Annotated in this window: 24 protein-coding genes; 14 read left to right on the top strand and 10 right to left on the bottom strand. The window is 64.1% G+C overall.

Annotated elements, in window-relative coordinates; all coding sequences use genetic code 11:
* The 7 genes from I6F12_RS15250 to I6F12_RS15280 form a co-directional block, all read right to left on the bottom strand.
* Entirely contained in the window at window positions 1–1,269 is a 1,269-nt protein-coding gene (locus I6F12_RS15250) for an AAA family ATPase (protein WP_225156752.1), read from the bottom strand.
* Window positions 1,266–2,000 (bottom strand): CpaD family pilus assembly protein, encoded by a 735-nt coding sequence (locus tag I6F12_RS15255; RefSeq protein WP_035998073.1) that lies wholly within the window; start codon window positions 1,998–2,000, stop codon window positions 1,266–1,268. The genes I6F12_RS15250 and I6F12_RS15255 overlap by 4 nt, the downstream gene beginning before the upstream one ends.
* 20 nt (window positions 2,001–2,020) lie before the next feature.
* Window positions 2,021–3,511, bottom strand: coding sequence for a type II and III secretion system protein family protein (locus tag I6F12_RS15260; protein ID WP_225156753.1), 1,491 nt, complete (start codon window positions 3,509–3,511; stop codon window positions 2,021–2,023).
* Complete coding sequence (gene cpaB / locus I6F12_RS15265; protein ID WP_035998075.1) at window positions 3,508–4,305, bottom strand: Flp pilus assembly protein CpaB; 798 nt, start codon at window positions 4,303–4,305, stop codon at window positions 3,508–3,510. The genes I6F12_RS15260 and cpaB overlap by 4 nt, the downstream gene beginning before the upstream one ends.
* A gap of 129 nt (window positions 4,306–4,434) precedes the next feature.
* Window positions 4,435–4,959: a prepilin peptidase gene (locus I6F12_RS15270; RefSeq protein WP_035998077.1), complete on the bottom strand. Its 525-nt coding sequence runs from the start codon at window positions 4,957–4,959 to the stop codon at window positions 4,435–4,437.
* A gap of 122 nt (window positions 4,960–5,081) precedes the next feature.
* Complete coding sequence (locus I6F12_RS15275; protein ID WP_193760509.1) at window positions 5,082–5,222, bottom strand: hypothetical protein; 141 nt, start codon at window positions 5,220–5,222, stop codon at window positions 5,082–5,084.
* A 77-nt stretch (window positions 5,223–5,299) separates the two neighbouring features.
* Window positions 5,300–5,464, bottom strand: a complete 165-nt coding sequence (locus I6F12_RS15280; RefSeq protein WP_025033956.1) for a Flp family type IVb pilin — start codon at window positions 5,462–5,464, stop codon at window positions 5,300–5,302.
* Between the two features lie 272 nt (window positions 5,465–5,736).
* On the opposite strand from I6F12_RS15280, the gene I6F12_RS15285 reads away from it, so the two are divergent.
* The 4 genes from I6F12_RS15285 (at window position 5,737) to I6F12_RS15300 (ending at window position 8,743) form a co-directional block, all read left to right on the top strand.
* Window positions 5,737–6,564 carry a sterol desaturase family protein gene (locus tag I6F12_RS15285; RefSeq protein ID WP_225156754.1) on the top strand — a complete coding sequence of 276 codons (828 nt, stop codon included), beginning with the start codon at window positions 5,737–5,739 and terminating at the stop codon, window positions 6,562–6,564.
* Between the two features lie 250 nt (window positions 6,565–6,814).
* Window positions 6,815–7,318, top strand: coding sequence for a pilus assembly protein N-terminal domain-containing protein (locus I6F12_RS15290; RefSeq protein WP_035998084.1), 504 nt, complete (start codon window positions 6,815–6,817; stop codon window positions 7,316–7,318).
* 205 nt (window positions 7,319–7,523) lie between these two features.
* Entirely contained in the window at window positions 7,524–8,105 is a 582-nt protein-coding gene (locus tag I6F12_RS15295; protein WP_036021610.1) for a TadE/TadG family type IV pilus assembly protein, read from the top strand.
* 23 nt (window positions 8,106–8,128) lie between these two features.
* A complete protein-coding gene (locus I6F12_RS15300) occupies window positions 8,129–8,743 on the top strand; it encodes a TadE/TadG family type IV pilus assembly protein (RefSeq protein ID WP_036021636.1) in 615 nt (204 codons plus the stop codon).
* 93 nt (window positions 8,744–8,836) lie between these two features.
* Here the strand turns inward: I6F12_RS15300 and I6F12_RS15305 are convergent, their stop codons facing one another.
* From I6F12_RS15305 to I6F12_RS15315, 3 genes are all read right to left on the bottom strand, one after another.
* Window positions 8,837–9,049 (bottom strand): cold-shock protein, encoded by a 213-nt coding sequence (locus I6F12_RS15305; protein WP_035998097.1) that lies wholly within the window; start codon window positions 9,047–9,049, stop codon window positions 8,837–8,839.
* Between the two features lie 259 nt (window positions 9,050–9,308).
* On the bottom strand, window positions 9,309–9,596 hold the full coding sequence (gene infA, locus I6F12_RS15310; RefSeq protein ID WP_035998101.1) for a translation initiation factor IF-1: 288 nt from the start codon (window positions 9,594–9,596) through the stop codon (window positions 9,309–9,311).
* Between the two features lie 23 nt (window positions 9,597–9,619).
* On the bottom strand, window positions 9,620–11,203 hold the full coding sequence (locus tag I6F12_RS15315; RefSeq protein ID WP_051056812.1) for a DEAD/DEAH box helicase: 1,584 nt from the start codon (window positions 11,201–11,203) through the stop codon (window positions 9,620–9,622).
* Between the two features lie 480 nt (window positions 11,204–11,683).
* On the opposite strand from I6F12_RS15315, the gene urtA reads away from it, so the two are divergent.
* The 10 genes from urtA to ureC all read left to right on the top strand — a co-directional run bounded on the left by urtA (window position 11,684) and on the right by ureC (window position 21,287).
* Window positions 11,684–13,006 (top strand): urea ABC transporter substrate-binding protein, encoded by a 1,323-nt coding sequence (urtA, locus tag I6F12_RS15320; protein ID WP_225156755.1) that lies wholly within the window; start codon window positions 11,684–11,686, stop codon window positions 13,004–13,006.
* Window positions 13,007–13,090: 84 nt separating this feature from the next.
* Window positions 13,091–14,698 carry an urea ABC transporter permease subunit UrtB gene (gene urtB, locus I6F12_RS15325; protein WP_225156756.1) on the top strand — a complete coding sequence of 536 codons (1,608 nt, stop codon included), beginning with the start codon at window positions 13,091–13,093 and terminating at the stop codon, window positions 14,696–14,698.
* Complete coding sequence (urtC, locus tag I6F12_RS15330; RefSeq protein ID WP_225156757.1) at window positions 14,695–15,864, top strand: urea ABC transporter permease subunit UrtC; 1,170 nt, start codon at window positions 14,695–14,697, stop codon at window positions 15,862–15,864. Before urtB ends, urtC begins: the two co-directional genes overlap by 4 nt.
* Before the next feature lie 6 nt (window positions 15,865–15,870).
* Entirely contained in the window at window positions 15,871–16,632 is a 762-nt protein-coding gene (gene urtD / locus I6F12_RS15335; protein ID WP_018646608.1) for an urea ABC transporter ATP-binding protein UrtD, read from the top strand.
* 88 nt (window positions 16,633–16,720) lie between these two features.
* Window positions 16,721–17,416, top strand: coding sequence for an urea ABC transporter ATP-binding subunit UrtE (gene urtE, locus I6F12_RS15340; protein WP_036021619.1), 696 nt, complete (start codon window positions 16,721–16,723; stop codon window positions 17,414–17,416).
* A 38-nt stretch (window positions 17,417–17,454) separates the two neighbouring features.
* Window positions 17,455–18,285: an urease accessory protein UreD gene (locus I6F12_RS15345; protein ID WP_225156758.1), complete on the top strand. Its 831-nt coding sequence runs from the start codon at window positions 17,455–17,457 to the stop codon at window positions 18,283–18,285.
* A 38-nt stretch (window positions 18,286–18,323) separates the two neighbouring features.
* Window positions 18,324–18,626, top strand: a complete 303-nt coding sequence (locus I6F12_RS15350) for an urease subunit gamma (protein WP_007605424.1) — start codon at window positions 18,324–18,326, stop codon at window positions 18,624–18,626.
* 9 nt (window positions 18,627–18,635) lie between these two features.
* Window positions 18,636–18,941 carry an urease subunit beta gene (locus I6F12_RS15355; RefSeq protein ID WP_026202067.1) on the top strand — a complete coding sequence of 102 codons (306 nt, stop codon included), beginning with the start codon at window positions 18,636–18,638 and terminating at the stop codon, window positions 18,939–18,941.
* 56 nt (window positions 18,942–18,997) lie between these two features.
* Window positions 18,998–19,537 carry an HD domain-containing protein gene (locus I6F12_RS15360; protein ID WP_035998123.1) on the top strand — a complete coding sequence of 180 codons (540 nt, stop codon included), beginning with the start codon at window positions 18,998–19,000 and terminating at the stop codon, window positions 19,535–19,537.
* A gap of 34 nt (window positions 19,538–19,571) precedes the next feature.
* Window positions 19,572–21,287 carry an urease subunit alpha gene (gene ureC, locus I6F12_RS15365; protein WP_225156759.1) on the top strand — a complete coding sequence of 572 codons (1,716 nt, stop codon included), beginning with the start codon at window positions 19,572–19,574 and terminating at the stop codon, window positions 21,285–21,287.
* The last annotated feature ends 64 nt before the right edge of the window (window positions 21,288–21,351 follow it).

Consider the following 21,351-nt stretch of genomic DNA (forward strand, 5'->3'; position numbering starts at 1 on the left):
TTATCTTCCCCGCAACTTCTCAATCAGAGGTGAAAGCAGGGACGACTTTTGCTTCTTGGTCTCGCTGCGGCCGGTCAGGCGCTGGGCGATCTGCAGGAACATCTCGATCGACTTGTGGTTGGCGGAGATCTCCGCGATCATCTGGCCGTTGTTGGCCGCCGAGCCGAAGATCTGCGGTTCGAACGGGATCGAGACGACCGGCTGGCTCTCGATTGCCTTGGCGAACTCCGCGGCGGCGATCTCGGGCCGTTTCGGCACGCCGACCTGGTTCAGGCAGTAGAGCGGCGGCCGGTCGTTGGGGCGCGCGGCCTTCAACAGATCGAACAGGTTCTTGGTATTGCGCAGATTGGCGAGGTCTGGCGCGGCCACGATCAGGATGTCGTCCGCCCCGATCAAGGCGCGCTTGGTCCAGCCCGACCATTGATGCGGAACGTCGAGCACGATGCAGGGCATGGTGGAGCGCAGCGTGTCGAATACGGCATCGAAAGCGTCAGTGCCGAAATCATAGACCCGGTCGAGCGTCGCAGGCGCCGCCAGCAGGCTGAGATGGTCGGTGCATTTCGACAGCAGGCGGTCGATGAACGCGGTGTCAACGCGGTCAGGCGAGAACACGGCGTCGGCGATACCCTGCGGCGGATCCTGGTTGTAGTCGAGCCCGGCCGTGCCGAAGGCGAGGTCGAGATCGGCGACGACGGCGTCCATCGCGAGGTCTCGCGCGATCGCCCACGCGACGTTGTGCGAGATGGTCGAAGCCCCGACGCCACCCTTGGCTCCGACCACGGCGATGATGCGGCCGACTGCCTTGGCTTCGGGGGCCGAGAACAGGTTGCAGATCGAGCGTACGACGTCGATCGCGCCGACCGGCGCGAGCACGTAATCGCTGACGCCGCGGCGCACCAGCTCGCGATAGAGCGTGACGTCGTTGATGCGGCCGATCACCACCACGCGGGTGCCGGCATCGCAGACGGTGGCAAGCTGGTCGAGTCCGCCCAGCAGGTCGTTGCGACCGTCGCTCTCGAGCACGATCACGTTCGGCGTGGGAGCCGAGCGGTAGGCTTCGATCGCGGCCGCCATGCCGCCCATCTGGATCTTCAGATGAGCCTTGCCGAGACGGCGATCCTCGCCGGCCGACTGCACCGCGGCGGCCGTCTCCACGGTTTCGCAGAAGGCCTGAACCGAGACGCGCGGCGCGGGCCCAATATGCTCCTCGACCGGCGGAGGAGCTGCTGCCGGCTGCTCTTCGTGTGTCTGGCGCGCGTAACTGATCATTTGCCGGTGTCGCTGAGTTTGGCCCTGTCGGCCTCGGGATAGGTGGTCGCCGTCGTCGTTCCCTTGCGATACTTCTCGAACCCGGTGATGCGCCGCGGCGTGTATGACGGAGTTTCGGGCCGCGGCTGCTCAAGATCCGACGGATTGTCGACCATGGCCGCGAGGTTGCGCTGATAAGCGCAGCCGTAGTTGTAATAGTCCTTGTTCTCGAACCAGCGCTTGTTCTTCATCGAGGGTCCGATGTCTTCCGGCCACAGGCCGCAGGGACCGGCGACTGCGGCAATCCTGGAATAGGTGAGCCGGATCGGGGGGAGGAAGCGCTTGTCTTGCGGCTGGTAGGGGTGAAGGCTGACGCCGCGCGGCGGAACGCCTGCCGCCGCCAGCATCGCCTGGATCTCACGCATCGTATCGGCGACCGGGCGAGCATTGGGCGTATTGGAAGGCACGTCGATGCGAATCGCGCCGGTGCCTTCTTGCAACCACGCCGATGCCACGCCCATCACGTCAGCGCGTTGGGCCGCGGTTAATCCGCCGCGGGCATGACCCACGAAGACTACGATCGAGCGATTCTGCTCCTCGACCGCGATCGGATGGCGCTGCTTGTAGTCGTCGGGAATGGACGCCGTGAGGACTTCGTCGTGCTGGCAGCCCCCGACCGCGAGCGCGAGGCCGATGAGCGCGCCACCGAGGCTGATGGCGCGCTTGCGAAGCTGGGGTGGTCTCGTGATCATCGTGAAATCCCCGTTCCGCCTCAGTCGGTAATGAAGCCGTAGGTGCCGCGGTAGTTCTTGGCCGCTTCGGTCCGGCCCGGCACGCCGTAGATCCGGTTGATATTGCCGATCAGCTGCGCCTGCGGATCCGCAGGCGGAGCGAAGCCGTCATCCGGCCGCGACAGGTCCTTCGGCGCCACCGCGCGGACCACATAGGGCGTCACGATCACGACCAACTCGGTTGCATTGTTGACGAAGTCGCGGCTGCGGAACAGCGTGCCGAGGATCGGGAGCTGCATCAGCCCCGGCATTCCGTTGACAGCTTGCTTGGTCTGCTGCTGGATCAGGCCGGCCATCGCCATCGCGCCGCCGGACGGAATTTCCAGCGAAGTCTCTGCGCGGCGTGTCTTGATTGAGGGGACCGTCAGCGAGTTGACCGTGTTCGAGGTCACCGCCTGCGACAGCGTGATCGCATTCTCATTTGACAGTTCGGAGACCTCGGTCATCACCCGCAAGCTGATCTTGCCTTCGCTCAGGACCACAGGCGTAAAGTTGAGTGAGATGCCGAACTTCTTGAAGCTGATCTGAGTGGTACAGACGCGCGTGACGGGATCGCACGAATAACCTGCAGGCACCGGAAATTCGCCGCCGGCGAGAAAGGTGGCGGACTCTCCGGAGATCGCGGTCAGGTTCGGCTCGGCCAGCGTCCTGATCACGCCCGCGCTCTCCATCGCACGCAGGGTCGCCTGCACCGAAGGCGTCGCGCCGAAACTCGCAGTGAGATTGTTGCCATCCACCAGATTACGGCCGAGGGCCGTGAACGGGTTGGAGTTGCTGAAGCTCACCACCGATGTGCCGTAGTTGAGGTTGGCGGTGAGGTCGATACCGAGCTGCTTGACGATCGTGCGCGCGACTTCGGCAACGGTCACCTTGAGCATGACTTGGTCGCGGCCGCGCACCACGATCGAGTTCACCACCTTGTCGACGCCGCCGGCCAGGCGCGCAGCGAGCTCGTTGGCCTGTTGCGCCTCCATAGGGTTGGCGGCCGTGCCGGACAGGACGATACCGTCGCCCAGGCCGTCGATCTGGATGTCTGAGTTGGGCAGAACCTGCTTCAGTGCGGCCCGCACGCCGTTGAGGTCGCGCTTCACCGCGATGTCGTAGGCCGCAATCTGCTGCCCGGCGGAATCGAAGAACACGATATTGGTCTGGCCGACCGCGGCGCCGATGATATAGGCGCGCTGTGCGGAGCGGACCACCGCATTGGCGATCTTAGGATCGGCGACCAGCACGTCCTTGATGTCGCGCGGCAGGTCGATCACGACCGACTTGCCGATGCCGAGCGAGAGGAAACGCGCGTTGATCTGGCCGTCCGCCGCGGCCTGCGGCACAGGGCGGTAATCGGCGGCGACTGCCGGGGCGATCGTCGGGCTGAGCGCCAGCGCGAGGGCGGCCGAAAACGACAGGGCGCGGACCAGTGAGGTCCGCATCGTCGCCGAATCTGCCCTGTATCTGATGTCGACTGTCTTCATCGTGCCTTAGCCGCCTGACTTGGAATGCCGTAGCGAATGATCGAGACACCGTCGCGCTTCTGCGCGGAGTCATCGAGCGTGATCTCGCTCATTTTGACGTCGACGATGCTGCGCAGCGCCAGCGACAGCGTGCCGCTCTGGCGCGCCGCGGAGAGCGTTGCGGTCTGCGCGGGATTGAGCTCGAGGGTGACGGTCTTGCCGATCACCGCGTTCTGCCCGTCCTTCTCCTTGGGTGCCTGGTCGATGGCCAGGACCCGGATATTGGCCAGGATGATCTCGGAGGTGACGATGTCGGGAGCGCCGCTGCTCTGATCCGGGTTCTTGAGCCGGCGGGTGAGCAGGACGTCGACGCGGTCGTTGGGCAGGATGAAGCCGCCCGCGCCGGTCTCCGGCGAGATCTCGGTCGAGATCGCCCGCATGCCGGTGGGCAGGATTGCCGCCATGAAGCCGGAACCCTCGGCCTTGACCAGCTTCTGGTCGCGGATCGGCTCACCCTGGATGAAGGGCGCGCGCGCGATCGAGCCGGTCACCTGGGTCGCACCGTCGGGGCGCTCGTTGCGTCGGATGAAGGTGGCGCTGGCGGTCGCGGTCGGCCAGGTCTGCCATTGCACGTCTTCGGGCTTCACGGTCTGGCCGAGGCCGATGTCGTTCTTGGCCACGAGGACGTCGACGGTCGGCAGCTGCGCGACCGGAACCGGAGGCGGCGCAGAATTGTCGGAGCCGCTCGCCAGGTACGCGGCGACGCCGCCGGCGCAGATGGCGACCGTCAGGACGACAATGCGTGCCCTATTCATACGCTTCAACTTTCCAACAATACGCCGCGACGCTGCCGCCGCCGTGATCGGCAGTTGACCAGCTATTCGTCAAAGCATGGTTAATGAGGCGTATCTAAATCGCCTTAACGCCGGGTTTACCCGGGGCGTTCAGCGCAGCGCGAGGCGAGCGAGGTCGATCGTCTTCACCCATTCGGTCTCCGGGTAGACCATCAGCGCGCTCAGCGCGAGCGCGATGCCGTAGGGAATGCCGCTCTCCTTGGCGTGCAGCCGTGCGAGCCAGGCCTGTCCTGCCAGCCCGTAAGGCAGCGGCCATTGCCGGAACTGCAGCAGGAGCAGCGTCAGCGCGCCGCCGAACAGCGAGGCGTAGAGCAGGAAGTTCATCAGATGTGGGAAGCCGAACCAGAGCGCGACGGAGGCCGCGACCTTGGCGTCGCCGCCGCCCACCCAGCCCATGGCGAAGCAGGTGAAGGCCACGACCAGAACGAGCGCACCGGCGCCGACATGACTCAGCATCTCGTAAGGTGCCATGCCCCCGGCGAGGGCGAGCGCGAAGAAGCCCGCCACCAGCGCCAGCGATACGCGGTTCGAGATCGTCATCGTGAAGAGATCGCTCGCGGCGGCGAACGCCATCAGGGCCGGGAAGAGCAGAAGGCGCGCAAGGTCGAGAATCATGGGCTGCGTCTTGAGGCCTGGGTTTGTCGCGGGAGCTGCTTCGGGCGATGCTAGCGCGCGATGCTAAACAAACCGACAACGGCGGCACGGGCGCGCCCGGGCCTCGGCCGACGAACGCGCTTTCACCAGAAGCTGGCAATACGTGCGGCGAGCGCGACCGTCGCAACCAGCAGCGCAAGGCAGATCCAATAGACCGGCGAGCCGGCCTGCGCCGCTTCCGCCTCGTGCGCCGCGACCGCGGCATCGGTTCTGAACTCGTGCAACGCCACTGGAACTCGCCGTCTTCAGAAAAACAAACGCCCCGGAGGTCCGGGGCTTTTGCCGTCGTTCGTGGACCCGCTTACTTCAGCGAGGTGCTGATCGAGCTGAACTTGGCGTTCAGCGTGGTGCCGAGATTGTTGACGACGGTGATGATGGCCAGCGCGATGCCGGCGGCGATCAGGCCGTATTCGATGGCGGTGGCGCCGGATTCATCCTTCGCGAAACGCGCAATCAAGTTCTTCATGAACAAAACTCCGTCTGGGTGGGGACCGCCTCGTTCGGCGCTGTCGTTGACGCGACGACCATGAGAGCCGAGCTCTTTCGGGAGAGTTAATTCGACCGGGTAATCCCACGTCCGGCGCGATGCTTTTGCCCAGAGTGAATTTCGCCTTAAGACGGCACCTGCAAATTCGTTGCGGTTCCGGATGTGCCGCCATCGCGGCGCGTGCTTCACCCTCCCTTAAATTTCGCGGAGTAGGCCTTGAGCTACAGCGGAATTCGCGGAGAGAGGCGACGATGTCGAGCCTGCCCATGCAAGTCGCCTTGATGTTCGGCGAGACCATCGTCAAGGTGATCCCGGTCACCTTGGTGCTCGCGGCGGTCTTCACCGTGCTGGAGCATTTCTGGGCCTGCAATCCCGGCGCGCCGTGGTGGCGCAAGCGGGAGATCGTCACCGACATCTGCTACTGGTTCTTCGTTCCGGTGTTCGCCCGCACCATGCGGATCGGGCTGCTGGTTGTCGGCGCCAGCGTCGTCTTCAACATCCACGACGCCGACGAGCTCATCGCCTTTTACGACAATGGCCACGGTCCGCTGGCGCAGCTGCCGCTGTGGCTGCAGGCCGTGCTGTTCCTGGTGCTGTCCGATTTCATGCTGTACTGGCTGCATCGGCTTTTCCACGACGGCGGCTTCTGGAAATATCACGCCATCCATCATTCGTCGGAGGAGATCGGCTGGATCTCCGCGGCGCGCTTCCATCCGGTCAATCTCTTGCTCGGGACGATCAGCGTCGACGTCGTGCTGCTGATGGCAGGCATCTCCCCGAACGTCATGGTCTGGGTCGGCCCGTTCACCACCTTCCACTCGGCCTTTGTGCACGCCAACCTGAACTGGACTTTCGGACCGTTCAAATACGTGCTGGCGACGCCGGTCTTCCATCGCTGGCACCACACCTCGCTCGAAGAGGGCGGCAACACCAATTTTGCCGGAACGTTCCCGATCTGGGACGTGCTGTTCGGCACCTTCCGCATGCCGGAGGGCAGGCTGCCGCAGGACTACGGCAAGGACGAAGCGGCCATGCCCAAGGAGATCGGCGGGCAGCTCGCCTTTCCGTTCCGGCACTAAAGCATAATCCGAAAAAGGCCGAAGCAGTTTTCCGGAAAGATCATGCGTAAACAACAACCTAAAGCGCGATGACGATTCATCCAAAACTCATCGCGCTTTAGGGGGCGGGCCCCGCAAATGTCCGTCCGTTCAAACAATACGCGGCGAGTTTGCGGAACGTTCACGAATTAAAGGCAGGTTAGCCGGGTCGGGCACCGGCTCCGCTGTATTCGTCGCTTCTGCCGGTTTGTGACGTCCCGGGGGTAAGAGTATGCGTAAAGAAATGCTGCGCCGTCATGTGCGCGTCTGTGTTCTGGTTGCCGCTGCGGTGCTGGCCTCGCCGGCCGCCAGCCTTGCCGAGCCCGTCGCCGATACCATCGCCGTCAATGTCGACCAGGCCAAGCTGGTGCGGCTGCCCGGCAAGGTGGCGACCATCGTGGTCGGCAATCCCCTGATCGCCGACGTCACGCTCCAGCCCGGCGGCATGATCGTCGTGACCGGAAAGGGCTACGGGGCCACCAACTTCATCGCGCTCGACCGCGGCGGCGAGATTCTGGTGGACCGCCAGATCCAGGTCGAAGGTCCGAGCGACCGGCTCGTCACCGTCTATCGCGGGGTCGAGCGGGAGTCCTACAGTTGCGTGCCGCTTTGCCAGCGCCGCGTGACGCTCGGCGACAGCGACACCTATTTCAACAACGCGATGAGCCAGGCCGGTACGCTGAGCAGCAGCGCCAGCGGAGGTGCGGGTGCCGGCGCGGCTGCCAAGCCAAACTAGCCCACGGGCGGGCCTCGATCCCGCCAAGCCGCTCGATTCGAGGGCGGCACCTCGTTGCATGCCGTGCTTCCTCCCGCTTGCGGGCGCTGGTTAACGCGGTGTTAACGGCGCGGTCCGTTGGAAGCGGATCGTCTGAAACACTTAGACAATCAGTTTCCGCTATTGAACGGGCAGATGATCGCCGGCCGCTGGGGAATTTGACGAGATGCCATCGCCTGCACCTACGAGGTTCACGCTCCGGAAAGCGCTGCTCCGGTTTCGCGGCAACCGCCGCGGCTCCGCAGCCGTCGAATTTGCGCTGGTCGCACCGATGTTCTTCGCGCTGCTGTTCGCGATCCTCGAGACGGCGCTCATGTTCTTCTCCAGCCAGGTGCTCGAGACCATCGCGCAGGACTCCGCGCGCGCGATTCTAACCGGCCAGGCTCAGGCGCAGGGCGGCTCGGTGGCGGCCTGCCAGTCCGCGCCCAACACAGTCGCTGCATGCGATCAGACGACGTTCAAGACCTTCGTCTGCAGCAAGATTCCGGCGCTGTTCGATTGCAGCAAGCTGTACGTCGACGTCGTCAGCACCAGCTCGTTCGGGACGCTCAGCCTCACCAATTTCGGCAATTCCTGCACCTTCAATCCCTCCGGGATGCAGTACAGTGCCGGAAGCTCCGGTCAGGTCGTCGTGGTGCGCCTGTTCTATCAATGGCCGCTCATCGTCACCGGCCTCGGCTACAACGCGGGATGCAGCAACAAGCGGCTGATGGTGGCGACGGTGGCGTTCAAGAACGAACCCTTCTGAGGCAGATGGATCTGGGCGGACCGATGCGGGCGATTGCGAACATCTGGAGGAATGCACGCGGCTCCGTGCGCGGCTTCGTCGCCGACAAGCGCGCGCTGGCGGCGACCGAATTCGCGATCATCGTACCGCTGATGCTGGTGATGTTCTTCGGCACTGTCGAATTTTCGTCCGCCGTGGCGATCGACCGCAAAATCACGTTGATCGCGCGGACATTGTCCGATTTGACCTCGCAGTCGACCACGCTCAACGATGCCAGCATGAAGGATACGTTCACGGCAAGCATCTCCGTCGTCATGCCTTACGACGCTGCGCTCGTGAAGGGCACGATCTCCCAGATCTACATCGACGCCAACAGCATCGCCAAGGTCCAGTGGAGCAGGGCCGGCACGATTGCGAGCGGCGCGACGCAAGCCACGCTTGCGACCTCGGCTCGGAACGCCGGCGACACGGTCACCACGATGATTCCCCCGGCACTCTTGATTCCGTCGAGCTATCTCATCCTGAGCGAAGCCAACTACACTTACACGCCCACCATCGGCTACGTGTTGAAGTCGAGCGTAACCCTGAGCGATCTCTCCTACACGCGGCCGCGTCAGGTCACCTGCGTGCCCTACAACAACGTGCCGTCGACGTGTTGAGATCTGTCAGCCGCCCGTGACATGAAAAAAAGGCCGTGCGTTGCGCACGGCCTTTGTGCTTTGGCTCGCTGATCGGGCCGGCGCCCGGCGGGCTCAGCCCGCAGCGCGCAGGTTGTCCGCCGCCGACTTGCCGGAACGGCGGTCGGCCACGATCTCGTAGGAGATCTTCTGGCCCTCGCGGAGCGAGCCGAGGCCGGCGCGCTCCACGGCGCTGATGTGAACGAACACGTCCTGGCCGCCATCGTCGGGCTGAATGAAGCCATAGCCCTTGGTTGCGTTAAACCACTTCACGGTTCCCATGCTCACGGGGGTAGTCCCTCTCAGATAACACTATGTCGGAGCCCGCTCGCGCGGGCAGGGTTAGATCGAATTTCTGGAAGGGTCGTCAGCGTGTCTGAACCGGCTGTACCGGTGGATGCCAATGTCGTCCGGCCGAAAATCGATTAATTCATTTTATCGGAAGCAGCGGTTCGAAACAATCCGGACGCGCACGATTTTTTGATCCGCCGTGATGTCAACGGCGGATCACCTAACAGATCGGAATTCGAACCCGCGCCGCAGCCGACTAGCGGCGGCGGAATTGGCCGCCGCGCTGTCCGGGACGGGGCGGTCCGCCCGGCGTGCTGGGACGTTCGTCCTTGTGGCGGAAAATCAGCCGGCCCTTCTCGAGGTCATAGGGCGACATCTCCACCGTCACGCGGTCGCCCGCGAGCGTCTTGATGCGGTTCTTCTTCATCTTGCCGGCGGTATAGGCAACGATCTCGTGTCCGGCGTCGAGCTGCACGCGGTAGCGGGCATCGGGGAGGATTTCGGTGACCAGTCCTTCGAACTGGATCAGCTCTTCCTTAGCCATTGATATCTCCAGGTCGTGGACGGCTAGTGCGAATAGGGTTTGCGGTTCGGTTGGCTGTTTGGCCGACTCTGGCGGCGCAAAAAGGCAACGCCTTGTATCCCATCAGGGGTCCCGGCGCTATGCGCGGAACGCTGTTCCGGACGGTCGACAGGCGACGAATGCATCTTACCACCGGAGCGGCGGCGGCGAGAACCCTTGGAAGCATTCGGGCCACTGCCGGGCCGTCCGTCGGCATGCCTCGCCTCGGCGTGCCGGCCTTCACCGTGCCTGCCGTCGCCTTGCTTACCGGCACTATGGTGGCGCCCGTCGGCATGCCGTTCGTCGGCGCGACGTCCGTCACCGTGGCGTGCGCCTTGTGGGCGCTGGCCCGAACGACCGCCCGGCCGGCCCTGTCGTTGCTGCGACGGGGCGGGACCAGCATCGCGGCGGCCGGCGTCGGTGCGGTGGTCCTCCCGCGGCAGGGCGACGCGAATCAGCCGCTCGATGTCGCGCAGATAGCCGAGCTCCTCGCCGCCCGCGACCAGCGAGATTGCGGTGCCGTCGGCTCCGGCGCGCGCGGTGCGGCCGATGCGGTGGACGTAGGTCTCCGGCACGTTCGGCAGGTCGAAGTTGATGACGTGACTGATGCCGTCGACGTCGATGCCGCGAGCGGCGATGTCGGTGGCGACCAGGGTGCGGATCTCTCCCGATCGGAACTGGGCCAGCGTGCGCTCGCGATGGTTCTGCGACTTGTTGCCGTGGATGGCGTTGGCGGCGATCCCGGCCTTGGCCAGCGTCTTCACCACCTTGTCGGCGCCGTGCTTGGTGCGGGTGAAGACCAGCGCGCGGTTGATCGCCTCGTCCTGCAGCAGCTTGGTCAGGAAGGCCGGCTTGGCCGCGAAGTCGACCTGCAGGATGCGCTGGTTGATCCGCTCGGCGGTCGAGGACACCGGGGTCACCGCGACACGGGCGGGGTCGCGCAACATGGAATCGGCGAGCTCGGCGATGTCCTTCGGCATGGTGGCCGAGAAGAACAGGGTCTGCCGCTTGATCGGCAGCTTGGCGACGATTTTGCGGATGTCGTTGATGAAGCCCATGTCGAGCATGCGGTCGGCTTCGTCGAGCACGAGGAACTCGACGCTTGAAAGCTTCAAGCCGTTGCTCTGCACGAGGTCGAGCAGGCGGCCGGGGGTGGCGACCAGCACGTCGACGCCCTGCATCAGCGCACGGACCTGGCGGCCCATCGGCACGCCGCCGATCGCGAGCGTCGAGGACAGGCGGATGTGGCGGCCGTAGGCGTTGAAGCTGTCGAGGATCTGCCCGGACAGCTCGCGGGTCGGCGACAGCACCAGCACGCGGGCGGTCTTGGGCTGCGGCTTGATGCGGTTCTCGAGCAGACGATGCAGGATCGGCAGCGCGAAGGACGCGGTCTTGCCGGTACCGGTCTGGGCGATGCCGACGACGTCGCGGCCGGTCAATGCCAGCGGGATGGTTTGGGCCTGGATCGGAGTGGGGGTGACGTAATTCTCTTCACGAAGAGCGCGCGCGATGGGTTCGGCGAGGCCGAAGTCCTGAAACGAAGTCAAAAGAGGGGTTCTTTCCATGTCAAAAGCGAACGCCCGGCGCATCAGCGCGGCGCGCGCAAAAGGGTGTCGAGAAGACACCTGCGTGTTTGGGGTGTCGGATGGCTTGGATGATATGGGGCAAGCCAGAGGCCCGTAGAGGGCTTAAGAACACGCGGCTCGCTACGACCCCTTGATTCGCAAGAGGTCTCGGACGCTCATATGGAACATCGAGGGGGCGCTTTCAAGGCACTTGCCTCCAAAACAGCGGGTGCGGTGCAAAAATACTGCTGCCAGAAATTTAGCCAGCATTAGCGATTTGCTTAGAAAGTAGTCTGACTGCCGCTTTCGCATACATTTATGTTGCCTATGATTTAGGCTGCAAGTCTGCGGAGAAACTTCAATTTCTGGCAATTAGTTTTGCAAATTCAATAAGTTGATGGGTGCCCAGCCCATGGCATGGTTCTTGCGATTCCGTTAACCGCAGGCGGCCGTGGGGCCGTTTCGCAGCGTTTTTCACGTCTGCGTCAGGGAGATGAGGCACTCATGTTTAACAAATCCACTCACGATATAGCGGCGTCATTTAGCCGCCGCGGCGTGCTCGCTGCGACCGCCGGACTGATGCTCGGTCTGGCTTCATTGACTGGCGCAAAGGCCGCCGACGACACCATCAAGGTGGGTGTACTCCACTCCCTGTCCGGCACGATGGCAATCAGCGAAACCACGCTGAAGGACACCATCCTCTTCCTGATCGACGAGCAGAACAAGAAGGGCGGCGTGCTCGGCAAGAAGCTGGAGGCCGTCGTCGTCGATCCCGCATCGAACTGGCCGCTGTTCGCCGAAAAGGCGCGCGAGCTGATCACCAAGAACAAGGTCTCGGTCGTGTTCGGCTGCTGGACCTCGGTGTCGCGTAAGTCGGTGCTCCCGGTGTTCAAGGAGCTCAACAGCATCCTGTTCTACCCCGTGCAATACGAGGGTGAAGAGAGCGAGCGTAACGTGTTCTACACGGGGGCTGCGCCGAACCAGCAGGCGATCCCTGCCGTCGACTACCTCATGAAGGACGAGAAGGTGAAGCGCTGGGTGCTCGCGGGCACCGACTACGTCTATCCGCGCACCACCAACAAGATCCTGGAGGCCTATCTGAAGTCCAAGGGCGTCGCCCAGGAAGACATCATGATCAACTACACGCCGTTCGGTCATTCCGACTGGCAGACGATCGTGGCCGACATCAAGAAGTTCGGCTCGGCCGGCAAGAAGACCGCGGTGGTCTCGACCATCAACGGCGACGCCAACGTTCCCTTCTACAAGGAGCTCGGCAACCAGGGCATCAAGGCCAAGGACATCCCGGTGGTGGCGTTCTCGGTGGGTGAGGAAGAGCTCGCCGGCATCGACACCAAGCCGCTGGTCGGCCACCTCGCCGCCTGGAACTACTTCCAGTCGATCAAGTCGCCGGAGAACGAGAAGTTCATCAAGGCGTGGCAGGTCTACACCAAGAATCCGAAGCGCGTGACCAACGATCCGATGGAAGCGCACGTGATCGGCTTCGACATGTGGGTCAAGGCGGTCGAGAAGGTGAAGTCGACCGATCCCGACAAGGTCATCGACGCTCTCCCGGGCATCGAAGCCAAGAACCTGACCGGCGGCACCTCCAAGATGCTCCCGAACCACCATATCACCAAGCCGGTGTTCATCGGCGAGATCAAGGGCAACGGCCAGTTCGACGTGGTCTGGAAGACCCCGAGCCTCGTCCCCGGCGACGCCTGGTCGAAGGAGCTCGACGGCTCCAAGGACCTGATCGGCGACTGGGTCGGCAAGAAGTGCGGCAACTTCAACACCAAGTCCAACAAGTGCCTCGGCTCGGGCTCCTGATCCCGATCTGACGCTCCATTGCAAGACCGGAGAGGGCGGCGATCCCGCCGCCTTCTCCACTCATTTCTGCCGGGGTCATTCACAGTGCCAGCCCATTTGTCCGCTCGTCTCTGTTCGCTTGCACTCTCGTTGTTCCTGATTGCGTTCGCGCTGCCGGCCTTCGCCGGTCCGTTCGAGGATGCGGTCGCCAAATTCGCCAACGATGATTTTTCCGACACGGAAGAGGCGATCGGTGTGATCGCGGGCAGCGGCAGCAAGCTGGCTTTTCCGATCATCAATGCGCTTCAGGACGGTCGCCTCATGGCCGATCCCGACAGTAAGAAGGTCTACGTCACCGATGCGGACGGCAAGTCGATCGACGCTGCGACCGGCGAGGCCGTTGCCAGCGTTCCCGACAGTGCGAGCGCGGTTCGCCTCAACAACCGCCTGCGCCGCAGCGTCGACGCCGCACTCGGGAGCCTGACGCTGCAGTCTCCGGATCTGGGAACGCGCCTGCAAGCCGCGCAGTCCGTCTTCAAGTCGCACGAGGAGACCGCGCTCGAGGCGGTCGATGCCGCGCTTGCCAAGGAAGCCAACAAATCCGTCAAGGCGGCGCTCACTGAGGCCCGAGCCGCGATCCTGCTGTTCAAGTCCGAGGCCACCGAGGTCGAGAAGCTCGAAGCGGTCGCAACCCTCAAGGCGCGGGGCGACCAGGATGCGCTGGCGCTGCTCACCGGAATGGGCGACCAGCCGGCCTCGGTCACCAAGGCCGCCGCGAGCGCGATCGGCTCGATCCAGAATTCGCTCGCGGTCTGGTCGATGGTGCAGAATGCCTGGTACGGCCTCTCGCTCGGCTCGGTGCTGCTGCTCGCCGCGATCGGGCTCGCCATCACCTTCGGCGTGATGGGCGTCATCAACATGGCGCATGGCGAGATGGTGATGATCGGGGCCTACACCACCTTCGTGGTGCAGGAGGTGATCCGCACCCGCTATCCCGGCCTGTTCGACTATTCGCTCTTGATCGCCGTGCCGCTCGCCTTTCTCGTCGCCGGCGCGATCGGCGTGCTGATCGAGCGCAGCATCATCCGCTTCCTCTACGGCCGCCCGCTCGAGACGCTGCTCGCGACCTGGGGCCTGTCGCTGGTGCTGCAGCAGGCGGTGCGCACCATGTTCGGCCCGACCAACCGCGAGGTCGGCAACCCCTCCTGGATGAGCGGCGCGTTCGAGCTCGGCCAGATCACCATCACCTATAACCGGCTCTGGATCCTTCTCTTCACGCTCGCCGTGTTCGCGATCCTGCTCGCGATGCTGCGCTACACCGCGCTGGGCCTCGAAATGCGCGCGGTGACGCAGAACCGCCGCATGGCGGCTTCCATGGGCATCGCCACCTCGCGCGTCGACGCGCTGACCTTCGGCCTCGGTTCGGGCATTGCCGGCATCGCCGGCGTCGCGCTGTCGCAGATCGACAATGTCAGCCCCAATCTCGGCCAGAGTTACATCATCGACAGTTTCATGGTCGTGGTGTTCGGCGGGGTCGGCAATCTCTGGGGCACGCTCGTCGGCGCCTTCACGCTCGGCATCGCCAACAAATTCCTGGAGCCGGTCGCCGGCGCCGTGCTCGGCAAGATCGCGATCCTGGTTCTCATCATCCTGTTCATTCAAAAGCGGCCGCGCGGCCTGTTCGCGCTCAAGGGCCGTGCGGTGGAAGCATGACCCCTCACATGCTGACGCGATCGCTGGACCGCAGCGCGACGATCTTCCTTGCCGTCGTCGCGGCCTGCGGCATCCTCATTCCGCTCTCCAACCTGCTGCTTCCCGCGGGCTCGTTCCTGCAGGTGCCGACCTATCTCGTCGCGCTCTGGGGCAAGTATGTCTGCTACGCCATCCTGGCGCTCGCGATCGACCTGATCTGGGGCTATTGCGGCATCCTCTCGCTCGGCCACGGCGCCTTCTTCGCGCTCGGCGGCTACGCCATGGGCATGTACCTGATGCGACAGATCGGCACCCGCGGCGTCTACGGCAATCCGATCCTGCCCGACTTCATGGTGTTCCTGAACTGGGAGAAGCTGCCCTGGTACTGGTACGGCTTCGACATGTTCTGGTTCGCGGCGCTGATGGTGCTGGTCGTACCGGGCCTGCTCGCCTTCTGCTTCGGCTGGCTCGCCTTCCGCTCACGTGTCACCGGCGTTTATCTGTCGATCATCACGCAGGCGATGACCTACGCGCTGCTGCTCGCCTTCTTCCGCAACGACTTTGGTTTCGGCGGCAATAACGGCCTGACCGACTTCAAGGACATCCTGGGCTTCAACGTCCAGGCGGAGGGGACGCGCGCCGCGTTGTTCGCGCTGAGCTGTCTGGCGCTGATCATCGGCTTCCTGATCTGCCGCGCCATCGTCTCCTCCAAGCTCGGCAAGGTCTTGATTGCCGTGCGCGACGCGGAATCGCGCACGCGCTTCCTCGGCTACCGCGTCGAATCCTACAAGCTGTTCGTGTTCACGGTGTCGGCCTGCATGGCCGGCGTTGCCGGCGCGCTCTACGTGCCGCAGGTCGGCATCATCAACCCGAGCGAATTCGCGCCGGGCAATTCGATCGAGGCGGTGATCTGGGTCGCGGTCGGCGGCCGCGGCACGCTGGTCGGCGCGGCGCTCGGCGCCGTCGTCGTCAACTACGCCAAGACGTTCTTCACCTCGGGCGTGCTCGCGCCGTACTGGCTGTTCATGCTGGGCGCATTGTTCATCCTGGTGACGCTGCTGCTGCCCAAGGGCATCGTCGGCACCTTCAATGCCTGGTGGGATCAGTCGAAGGAAAAACGCACCCCCGCGACTTCCGTGAGCGCTGCGGCCGAAGGCGGCGTCACCGAACCCAAGATGGCGGAGTAAGCGGTCATGAACGTCATGGACACCCGCGCCACCTCCGCGATGCTCTATCTGGACGGCGTGCACGTCTCCTTCGACGGCTTCCACGCCATCAACAATCTGTCGCTGACGCTCGAGCCCGGCGAGATGCGCGCCATCATCGGCCCGAACGGCGCCGGCAAGACCACGATGATGGACATCATCACCGGCAAGACCAAGCCGGATGAAGGCACCGTGCTGTTCGACGGCGTCACCGACCTGACGCGGCTCGACGAGACCCGCATCGCCGAGCTCGGCATCGGCCGCAAATTCCAGAAGCCGACGGTGTTCGAGAGCCAGACCGTGCAGGACAACCTCCTGCTGGCGCTCAATGTCGACCACTCGGTTCGCGGCACGCTGTTCTGGCGCGGCAGCAAGGCGGAGTCCGAACGCATCGACAAGGTGCTGGAGACGATCCGCCTCACCGAGGCTCGCAATCGTCTCGCCGGCAGCCTCAGCCACGGCCAGAAGCAATGGCTGGAGATCGGCATGCTGCTGGCGCAGGACCCGAAACTGCTGCTGGTCGACGAGCCCGTCGCGGGAATGACCGACGTCGAGACGCATCTCACCGCCGAGCTGCTGAAGGAAATCAACAAGACCCACACCGTCATGGTGGTCGAGCACGACATGACCTTCGTGCGCGAGCTCGGCGTCAAGGTCACCTGCCTGCACGAAGGCACGGTGCTCGCGGAAGGGACCATCGACCAGGTCTCGTCCAACGAGAGGGTCATCGAAGTGTATTTGGGAAGGTAGCGAATGGCGAATAGGGAATGGCGAATGGACTGGCCGCTTCTCCTATTCGCTACTCGCCATTCGCTATTCGCCCGCAAAGGTGTTTCCGATGCTTGAAGTGAAAGACATCAACCTGTTTTACGGTGCTGCCCAGGCGCTGCGCGGCGTCTCGATCTCGGCCGAGCCCGGCAAGGTCACGTGCGTGCTCGGACGTAACGGCGTCGGCAAGACCTCGCTCCTGCGCGCGATGGTCGGGCAATATCCGATCTCGTCGGGCGCAATCGTGTTCGACGGCAGCGATATCACCGGCCTCAAGCCGTACGAGCGGGCGCGCAAGGGCATCGGCTTCGTGCCGCAGGGCCGCGAGATCTTCCCGTTGCTGACAGTCGAGGAGAACCTCAAGACCGGCTTCGGTCCGCTCAAGCGCGAGGACAAGCACATCCCCGACGATGTGTTCTCGCTGTTTCCGGTGCTGCAATCCATGCTGGGCCGGCGCGGCGGCGACCTCTCCGGCGGCCAGCAGCAGCAGCTCGCGATCGGCCGCGCGCTGGTGATGCGGCCGAAACTACTTTTGCTCGACGAGCCCACCGAAGGCATCCAGCCCTCGATCATCAAGGACATCGGCCGCGCCATTTCGTATCTGCGCAACCTCGGCAACATCGCCATCGTGCTGGTCGAACAATATCTCGACTTTGCCTGCGAACTCGGCGACAGTTTCGCGGTGATGGATCGCGGCGCGGTGAAGTTCACCTGCGACCGCTCCAATCTCGATCCGGGCGAGATCAGCCGCCAGATGGCGCTGTAAGCCGGAACAGACCTGCCGCGACCGGTTGGGGGAGACGGATGCGCAGCGAATTGTCAGCCACGTCCACGCTGTTCGAGGCCAACCGTGCCCGTGGCACCGTGCGCTTCGACGTGCATGCGCGCGACGGGGTGACACGGCGCGGCACCTTGCATGAATCCGGTTCGCTCCGCGTCCGCTTTCCCTCGCCGGAAGATCAGGGCCTGTCCGGCGTGTTCGTCAACACGGCCGGCGGTGTTGCCGGCGGTGATCGCTTTGATATCGAGATAGCGGCGGCGGATGCAGCGCGGCTGACGCTGACCACAGCGGCCGCCGAAAAGGTCTATCGCACGCCCGGAGCGGCAGCGCAGCTCAACATCGCCCTGAAGGTCGGCGCGGACGCGCATCTTGCCTGGCTGCCCCAGGAGACGATTCTGTTCGACCGTGCCCGCGTCCAGCGCCGCTTCGACATCGACCTCGACGAGGCGGCCTCGCTCCTGCTCTGCGAGATCGTGGTGTTCGGCCGCACCGCCATGGGCGAGCGGATGGAGCAGGGCGAGTTCGTCGACCGCTGGCGGCTACGCCGCGGCGGGCGGCTGGTGTTCGCCGAGACGGTCCGGCTCGACGGCGATATCGGTGCCAAGCTCGGCCGGTCCGCCGTCGCCAAAGGTGGCGCGGCGATCGGCACAGCCCTGATCGTGCCCGGCGACGAAGCCCTGGTCGAGCGCATCCGCGAGGCGTCGGAATCGTTCTCCGGCGAAGCCGGAATCTCGGCCTGGAATGGCTTTGCAATGGCGCGGTTCTGTGCCCAAGATGCGGCGCGCTTGCGCGCCGACATGATGACGGTGCTGGCGCGCACCGGTGCGGCCCTGCCGCGGCTCTGGCTGAACTAGACTGGTTGAATTGACGTGTTGAACGGAAGAGATGTCGCATGAATCTGTCTCCCCGCGAAAAGGACAAGCTTTTGATCTCGATGGCGGCGATCGTGGCCCGCCGCCGGCTGGACCGCGGCGTCAAGCTCAACCATCCCGAGGCGATCGCGATCATCTCCGACTTCATTCTGGAAGGCGCGCGTGACGGCCGCACCGTCGCCGAGCTGATGCAGTCAGGCGCGCAAGTTCTGACCCGCGACCAGGTGATGCCGGGCATTCCCGAGATGATCCACGACATCCAGGTCGAGGCGACTTTTCCTGATGGCACCAAGCTCGTCACCGTGCACGAGCCGATCAGGTAGGAGCAGAGCATGATCCCCGGCGAACTCTTCATTCAGGACGGCGAGATCGAGCTCAACGCCGGCCGCAAGACCGTGACGCTGACGGTCGCCAATACCGGCGACCGCCCGATCCAGGTTGGCTCGCACTACCATTTCTTCGAGACCAACCCCGCGCTGAAGTTCGACCGCAAGAAGGCGCGCGGCATGCGCCTCGACATCGCCGCTGGCACCGCCGTCCGCTTCGAGCCCGGCCAGACCCGCGACGTCCAGCTCGTCGCCATGGCGGGGAAGAAGACGATCTACGGCTTCCGCGGCGATGTGATGGGGAAGCTGTGACCTCCGCAGGAACGAGCACGGCGCGGCATGGTTGAGGCGGAAACGGAGGTATTTCCATGCTCTCACCAATCCGCCTCGTCTCGGAAGCTGCCGAGCTCGCCGCGCAGCGCCATAACGGCATGGCGCGCAAGGGCCGCGGCAATGAGCCCTATATCAATCATCTCGCAGAGGTCGCGAACCTGCTCGCGACTGCGACCGACGGCGCCGATGCCGAGCTGGTCGCGGCCGGCTGGCTGCACGATACCATCGAGGACACCGACACCACGCGCGAGGAGCTCGCGCAGAGATTTTCCGATCGGGTCGCGTCCCTCGTTGCCGAGTGCACCGACGACATGAGCTTGCCGAAAGCGAAGCGGCGGCAGAAGCAAATCGAGGACGCGCCCCACAAATCGCCGGGCGCCAAGCTGATCAAGATCGCCGACAAGATCAGCAATACGGGCGCGCGCATTCAGACCGATCCGAATGCTGGGGAGCGCGAAGATCTCGCCGACTATATCGCCTGGGCCACGCAGGTCGTGGCGGGGTGCCGCGGCGGCAATGCGTGGCTCGACGAAAAATTCGATGACGCCGTGAAAGCAGCAAAGGCCTTGCTGTGACCAACCAGACATTCAATCGCAAACGGGGCTTGTGATGTCCGTCAAGATGAAGCGTTCCGTCTATGCCGACATGTTCGGCCCGACCACCGGCGACAAGGTGCGGCTGGCCGACACCGACCTCATCATCGAGGTCGAGAAGGATTTCACCACCTATGGCGAGGAGGTGAAGTTCGGCGGCGGCAAGGTGATCCGCGATGGCATGGGGCAGTCGCAGGTCACCAACAGGCAGGGCGCGGCCGATACCGTCATCACCAATGCGCTGATCGTGGACCATTGGGGCATCGTGAAGGCCGACGTCGCTATCAAGGACGGCATGATCGCAGGCATCGGCAAGGCCGGCAATCCCGACATCCAGCCCGGGGTCACCATCATCATCGGCCCCGGCACCGACGTGATCGCGGGTGAGGGCAAGATCCTCACCGCCGGCGGCTTCGACAGCCACATCCATTTCATCTGTCCGCAGCAGATCGAGCACGCGCTGATGTCAGGAGTCACCTCGATGCTGGGGGGCGGCACCGGCCCGTCGCACGGCACCTTCGCGACCACCTGTACGCCGGGGCCCTGGCATATGGGGCGGATGATCCAGTCGTTCGACGCCTTCCCGGTCAATCTCGGCATTTCCGGCAAGGGCAACGCCTCGCGGCCCGCCGCGCTGGTCGAGATGATCAGGGCCGGCGCCTGTGCGCTGAAGCTGCACGAGGATTGGGGCACCACGCCGGCCGCGATCGACAATTGCCTGTCGGTCGCCGACGATCACGACATCCAGGTGATGATCCACACCGACACGCTGAACGAATCCGGCTTCGTCGAGGACACGATCAAGGCCTTCAAGGGCCGCACCATCCACGCCTTCCACACCGAAGGCGCCGGCGGCGGCCATGCTCCTGACATCATCAAGGTCGCCGGCCTGAAGAACGTGCTGCCCTCGTCGACCAACCCGACGCGGCCGTTCACCCGCAACACCATCGACGAGCATCTGGACATGCTGATGGTGTGCCACCATCTCGATCCGTCCATCGCCGAAGATCTGGCGTTCGCCGAAAGCCGCATCCGCAAGGAGACGATCGCGGCCGAGGACATCCTCCACGACCTCGGCGCGCTCTCGATGATGTCCTCGGACTCGCAGGCCATGGGCCGCCTCGGCGAAGTCATCATCCGGACCTGGCAGACCGCGGACAAGATGAAGAAGCAGCGCGGGTCGCTGCCGCAGGACAAGGGCAAGGACAACGACAATTTCCGCGTCAAGCGCTACATCGCCAAGTACACCATCAATCCCGCCATCGCGCACGGCGTGTCGAAGCTGATCGGCTCGGTCGAGAAGGGCAAGATGGCCGATCTCGTGCTGTGGTCGCCGGCCTTCTTCGGCGTCAAGCCGGACTGCATCGTCAAGGGCGGCACCATCGTCGCGGCGCCCATGGGCGATCCCAACGCCTCGATCCCGACGCCGCAGCCGGTGCACTACCAGCCGATGTTCGGCGCGTTCGGCAAGGCACGTACGGCCTCCTCGGTGGTGTTCACTTCCAAGGCCGCGATCACCGGTGGCCTCGCGCGCAAGCTCGGCCTCGAGAAGAAGCTCTATGCCGTCCAGAACACCCGCGGCAAGATCTCCAAGAAGAGCATGATCCACAACGACGCGACGCCCGATATCGAGGTCGATCCGGAGACCTATGAAGTGCACGCCGATGGCGAGCTCCTGACCTGTGCTCCGGCGGAGGTGCTGCCGATGGCGCAGCGATATTTCATGTACTGAAATAGCGTCTCGACGCATGTCCCCGGCGGTGTCCGGGGACGGCTTTTTGCGGTTTTGCGTTCGG

Origin of the sequence: Bradyrhizobium sp. IC4059, assembly GCF_020193615.1 — a bacterium.
Classification (GTDB): Bacteria; Pseudomonadota; Alphaproteobacteria; order Rhizobiales; family Xanthobacteraceae; genus Bradyrhizobium; species Bradyrhizobium yuanmingense.

What these genes read in the sequence shown, in the direction of transcription:
- I6F12_RS15250 (WP_225156752.1), bottom strand. Translation starts at nt 1,269, where the DNA reads ATGATCAGTTACGCGCGCCAGACACACGAAGAGCAGCCGGCAGCAGCT.
- I6F12_RS15255 (WP_035998073.1), bottom strand. Translation starts at nt 2,000, where the DNA reads ATGATCACGAGACCACCCCAGCTTCGCAAGCGCGCCATCAGCCTCGGT.
- I6F12_RS15260 (WP_225156753.1), bottom strand. Translation starts at nt 3,511, where the DNA reads ATGAAGACAGTCGACATCAGATACAGGGCAGATTCGGCGACGATGCGG.
- cpaB (WP_035998075.1), bottom strand. Translation starts at nt 4,305, where the DNA reads ATGAATAGGGCACGCATTGTCGTCCTGACGGTCGCCATCTGCGCCGGC.
- I6F12_RS15270 (WP_035998077.1), bottom strand. Translation starts at nt 4,959, where the DNA reads ATGATTCTCGACCTTGCGCGCCTTCTGCTCTTCCCGGCCCTGATGGCG.
- I6F12_RS15280 (WP_025033956.1), bottom strand. Translation starts at nt 5,464, where the DNA reads ATGAAGAACTTGATTGCGCGTTTCGCGAAGGATGAATCCGGCGCCACC.
- I6F12_RS15285 (WP_225156754.1), top strand. Translation starts at nt 5,737, where the DNA reads ATGTCGAGCCTGCCCATGCAAGTCGCCTTGATGTTCGGCGAGACCATC.
- I6F12_RS15290 (WP_035998084.1), top strand. Translation starts at nt 6,815, where the DNA reads ATGCGTAAAGAAATGCTGCGCCGTCATGTGCGCGTCTGTGTTCTGGTT.
- I6F12_RS15295 (WP_036021610.1), top strand. Translation starts at nt 7,524, where the DNA reads ATGCCATCGCCTGCACCTACGAGGTTCACGCTCCGGAAAGCGCTGCTC.
- I6F12_RS15300 (WP_036021636.1), top strand. Translation starts at nt 8,129, where the DNA reads ATGCGGGCGATTGCGAACATCTGGAGGAATGCACGCGGCTCCGTGCGC.
- infA (WP_035998101.1), bottom strand. Translation starts at nt 9,596, where the DNA reads ATGGCTAAGGAAGAGCTGATCCAGTTCGAAGGACTGGTCACCGAAATC.
- I6F12_RS15315 (WP_051056812.1), bottom strand. Translation starts at nt 11,203, where the DNA reads ATGCGCCGGGCGTTCGCTTTTGACATGGAAAGAACCCCTCTTTTGACT.
- urtA (WP_225156755.1), top strand. Translation starts at nt 11,684, where the DNA reads ATGTTTAACAAATCCACTCACGATATAGCGGCGTCATTTAGCCGCCGC.
- urtC (WP_225156757.1), top strand. Translation starts at nt 14,695, where the DNA reads ATGACCCCTCACATGCTGACGCGATCGCTGGACCGCAGCGCGACGATC.
- urtD (WP_018646608.1), top strand. Translation starts at nt 15,871, where the DNA reads ATGAACGTCATGGACACCCGCGCCACCTCCGCGATGCTCTATCTGGAC.
- urtE (WP_036021619.1), top strand. Translation starts at nt 16,721, where the DNA reads ATGCTTGAAGTGAAAGACATCAACCTGTTTTACGGTGCTGCCCAGGCG.
- I6F12_RS15345 (WP_225156758.1), top strand. Translation starts at nt 17,455, where the DNA reads ATGCGCAGCGAATTGTCAGCCACGTCCACGCTGTTCGAGGCCAACCGT.
- I6F12_RS15350 (WP_007605424.1), top strand. Translation starts at nt 18,324, where the DNA reads ATGAATCTGTCTCCCCGCGAAAAGGACAAGCTTTTGATCTCGATGGCG.
- I6F12_RS15355 (WP_026202067.1), top strand. Translation starts at nt 18,636, where the DNA reads ATGATCCCCGGCGAACTCTTCATTCAGGACGGCGAGATCGAGCTCAAC.
- I6F12_RS15360 (WP_035998123.1), top strand. Translation starts at nt 18,998, where the DNA reads ATGCTCTCACCAATCCGCCTCGTCTCGGAAGCTGCCGAGCTCGCCGCG.
- ureC (WP_225156759.1), top strand. Translation starts at nt 19,572, where the DNA reads ATGTCCGTCAAGATGAAGCGTTCCGTCTATGCCGACATGTTCGGCCCG.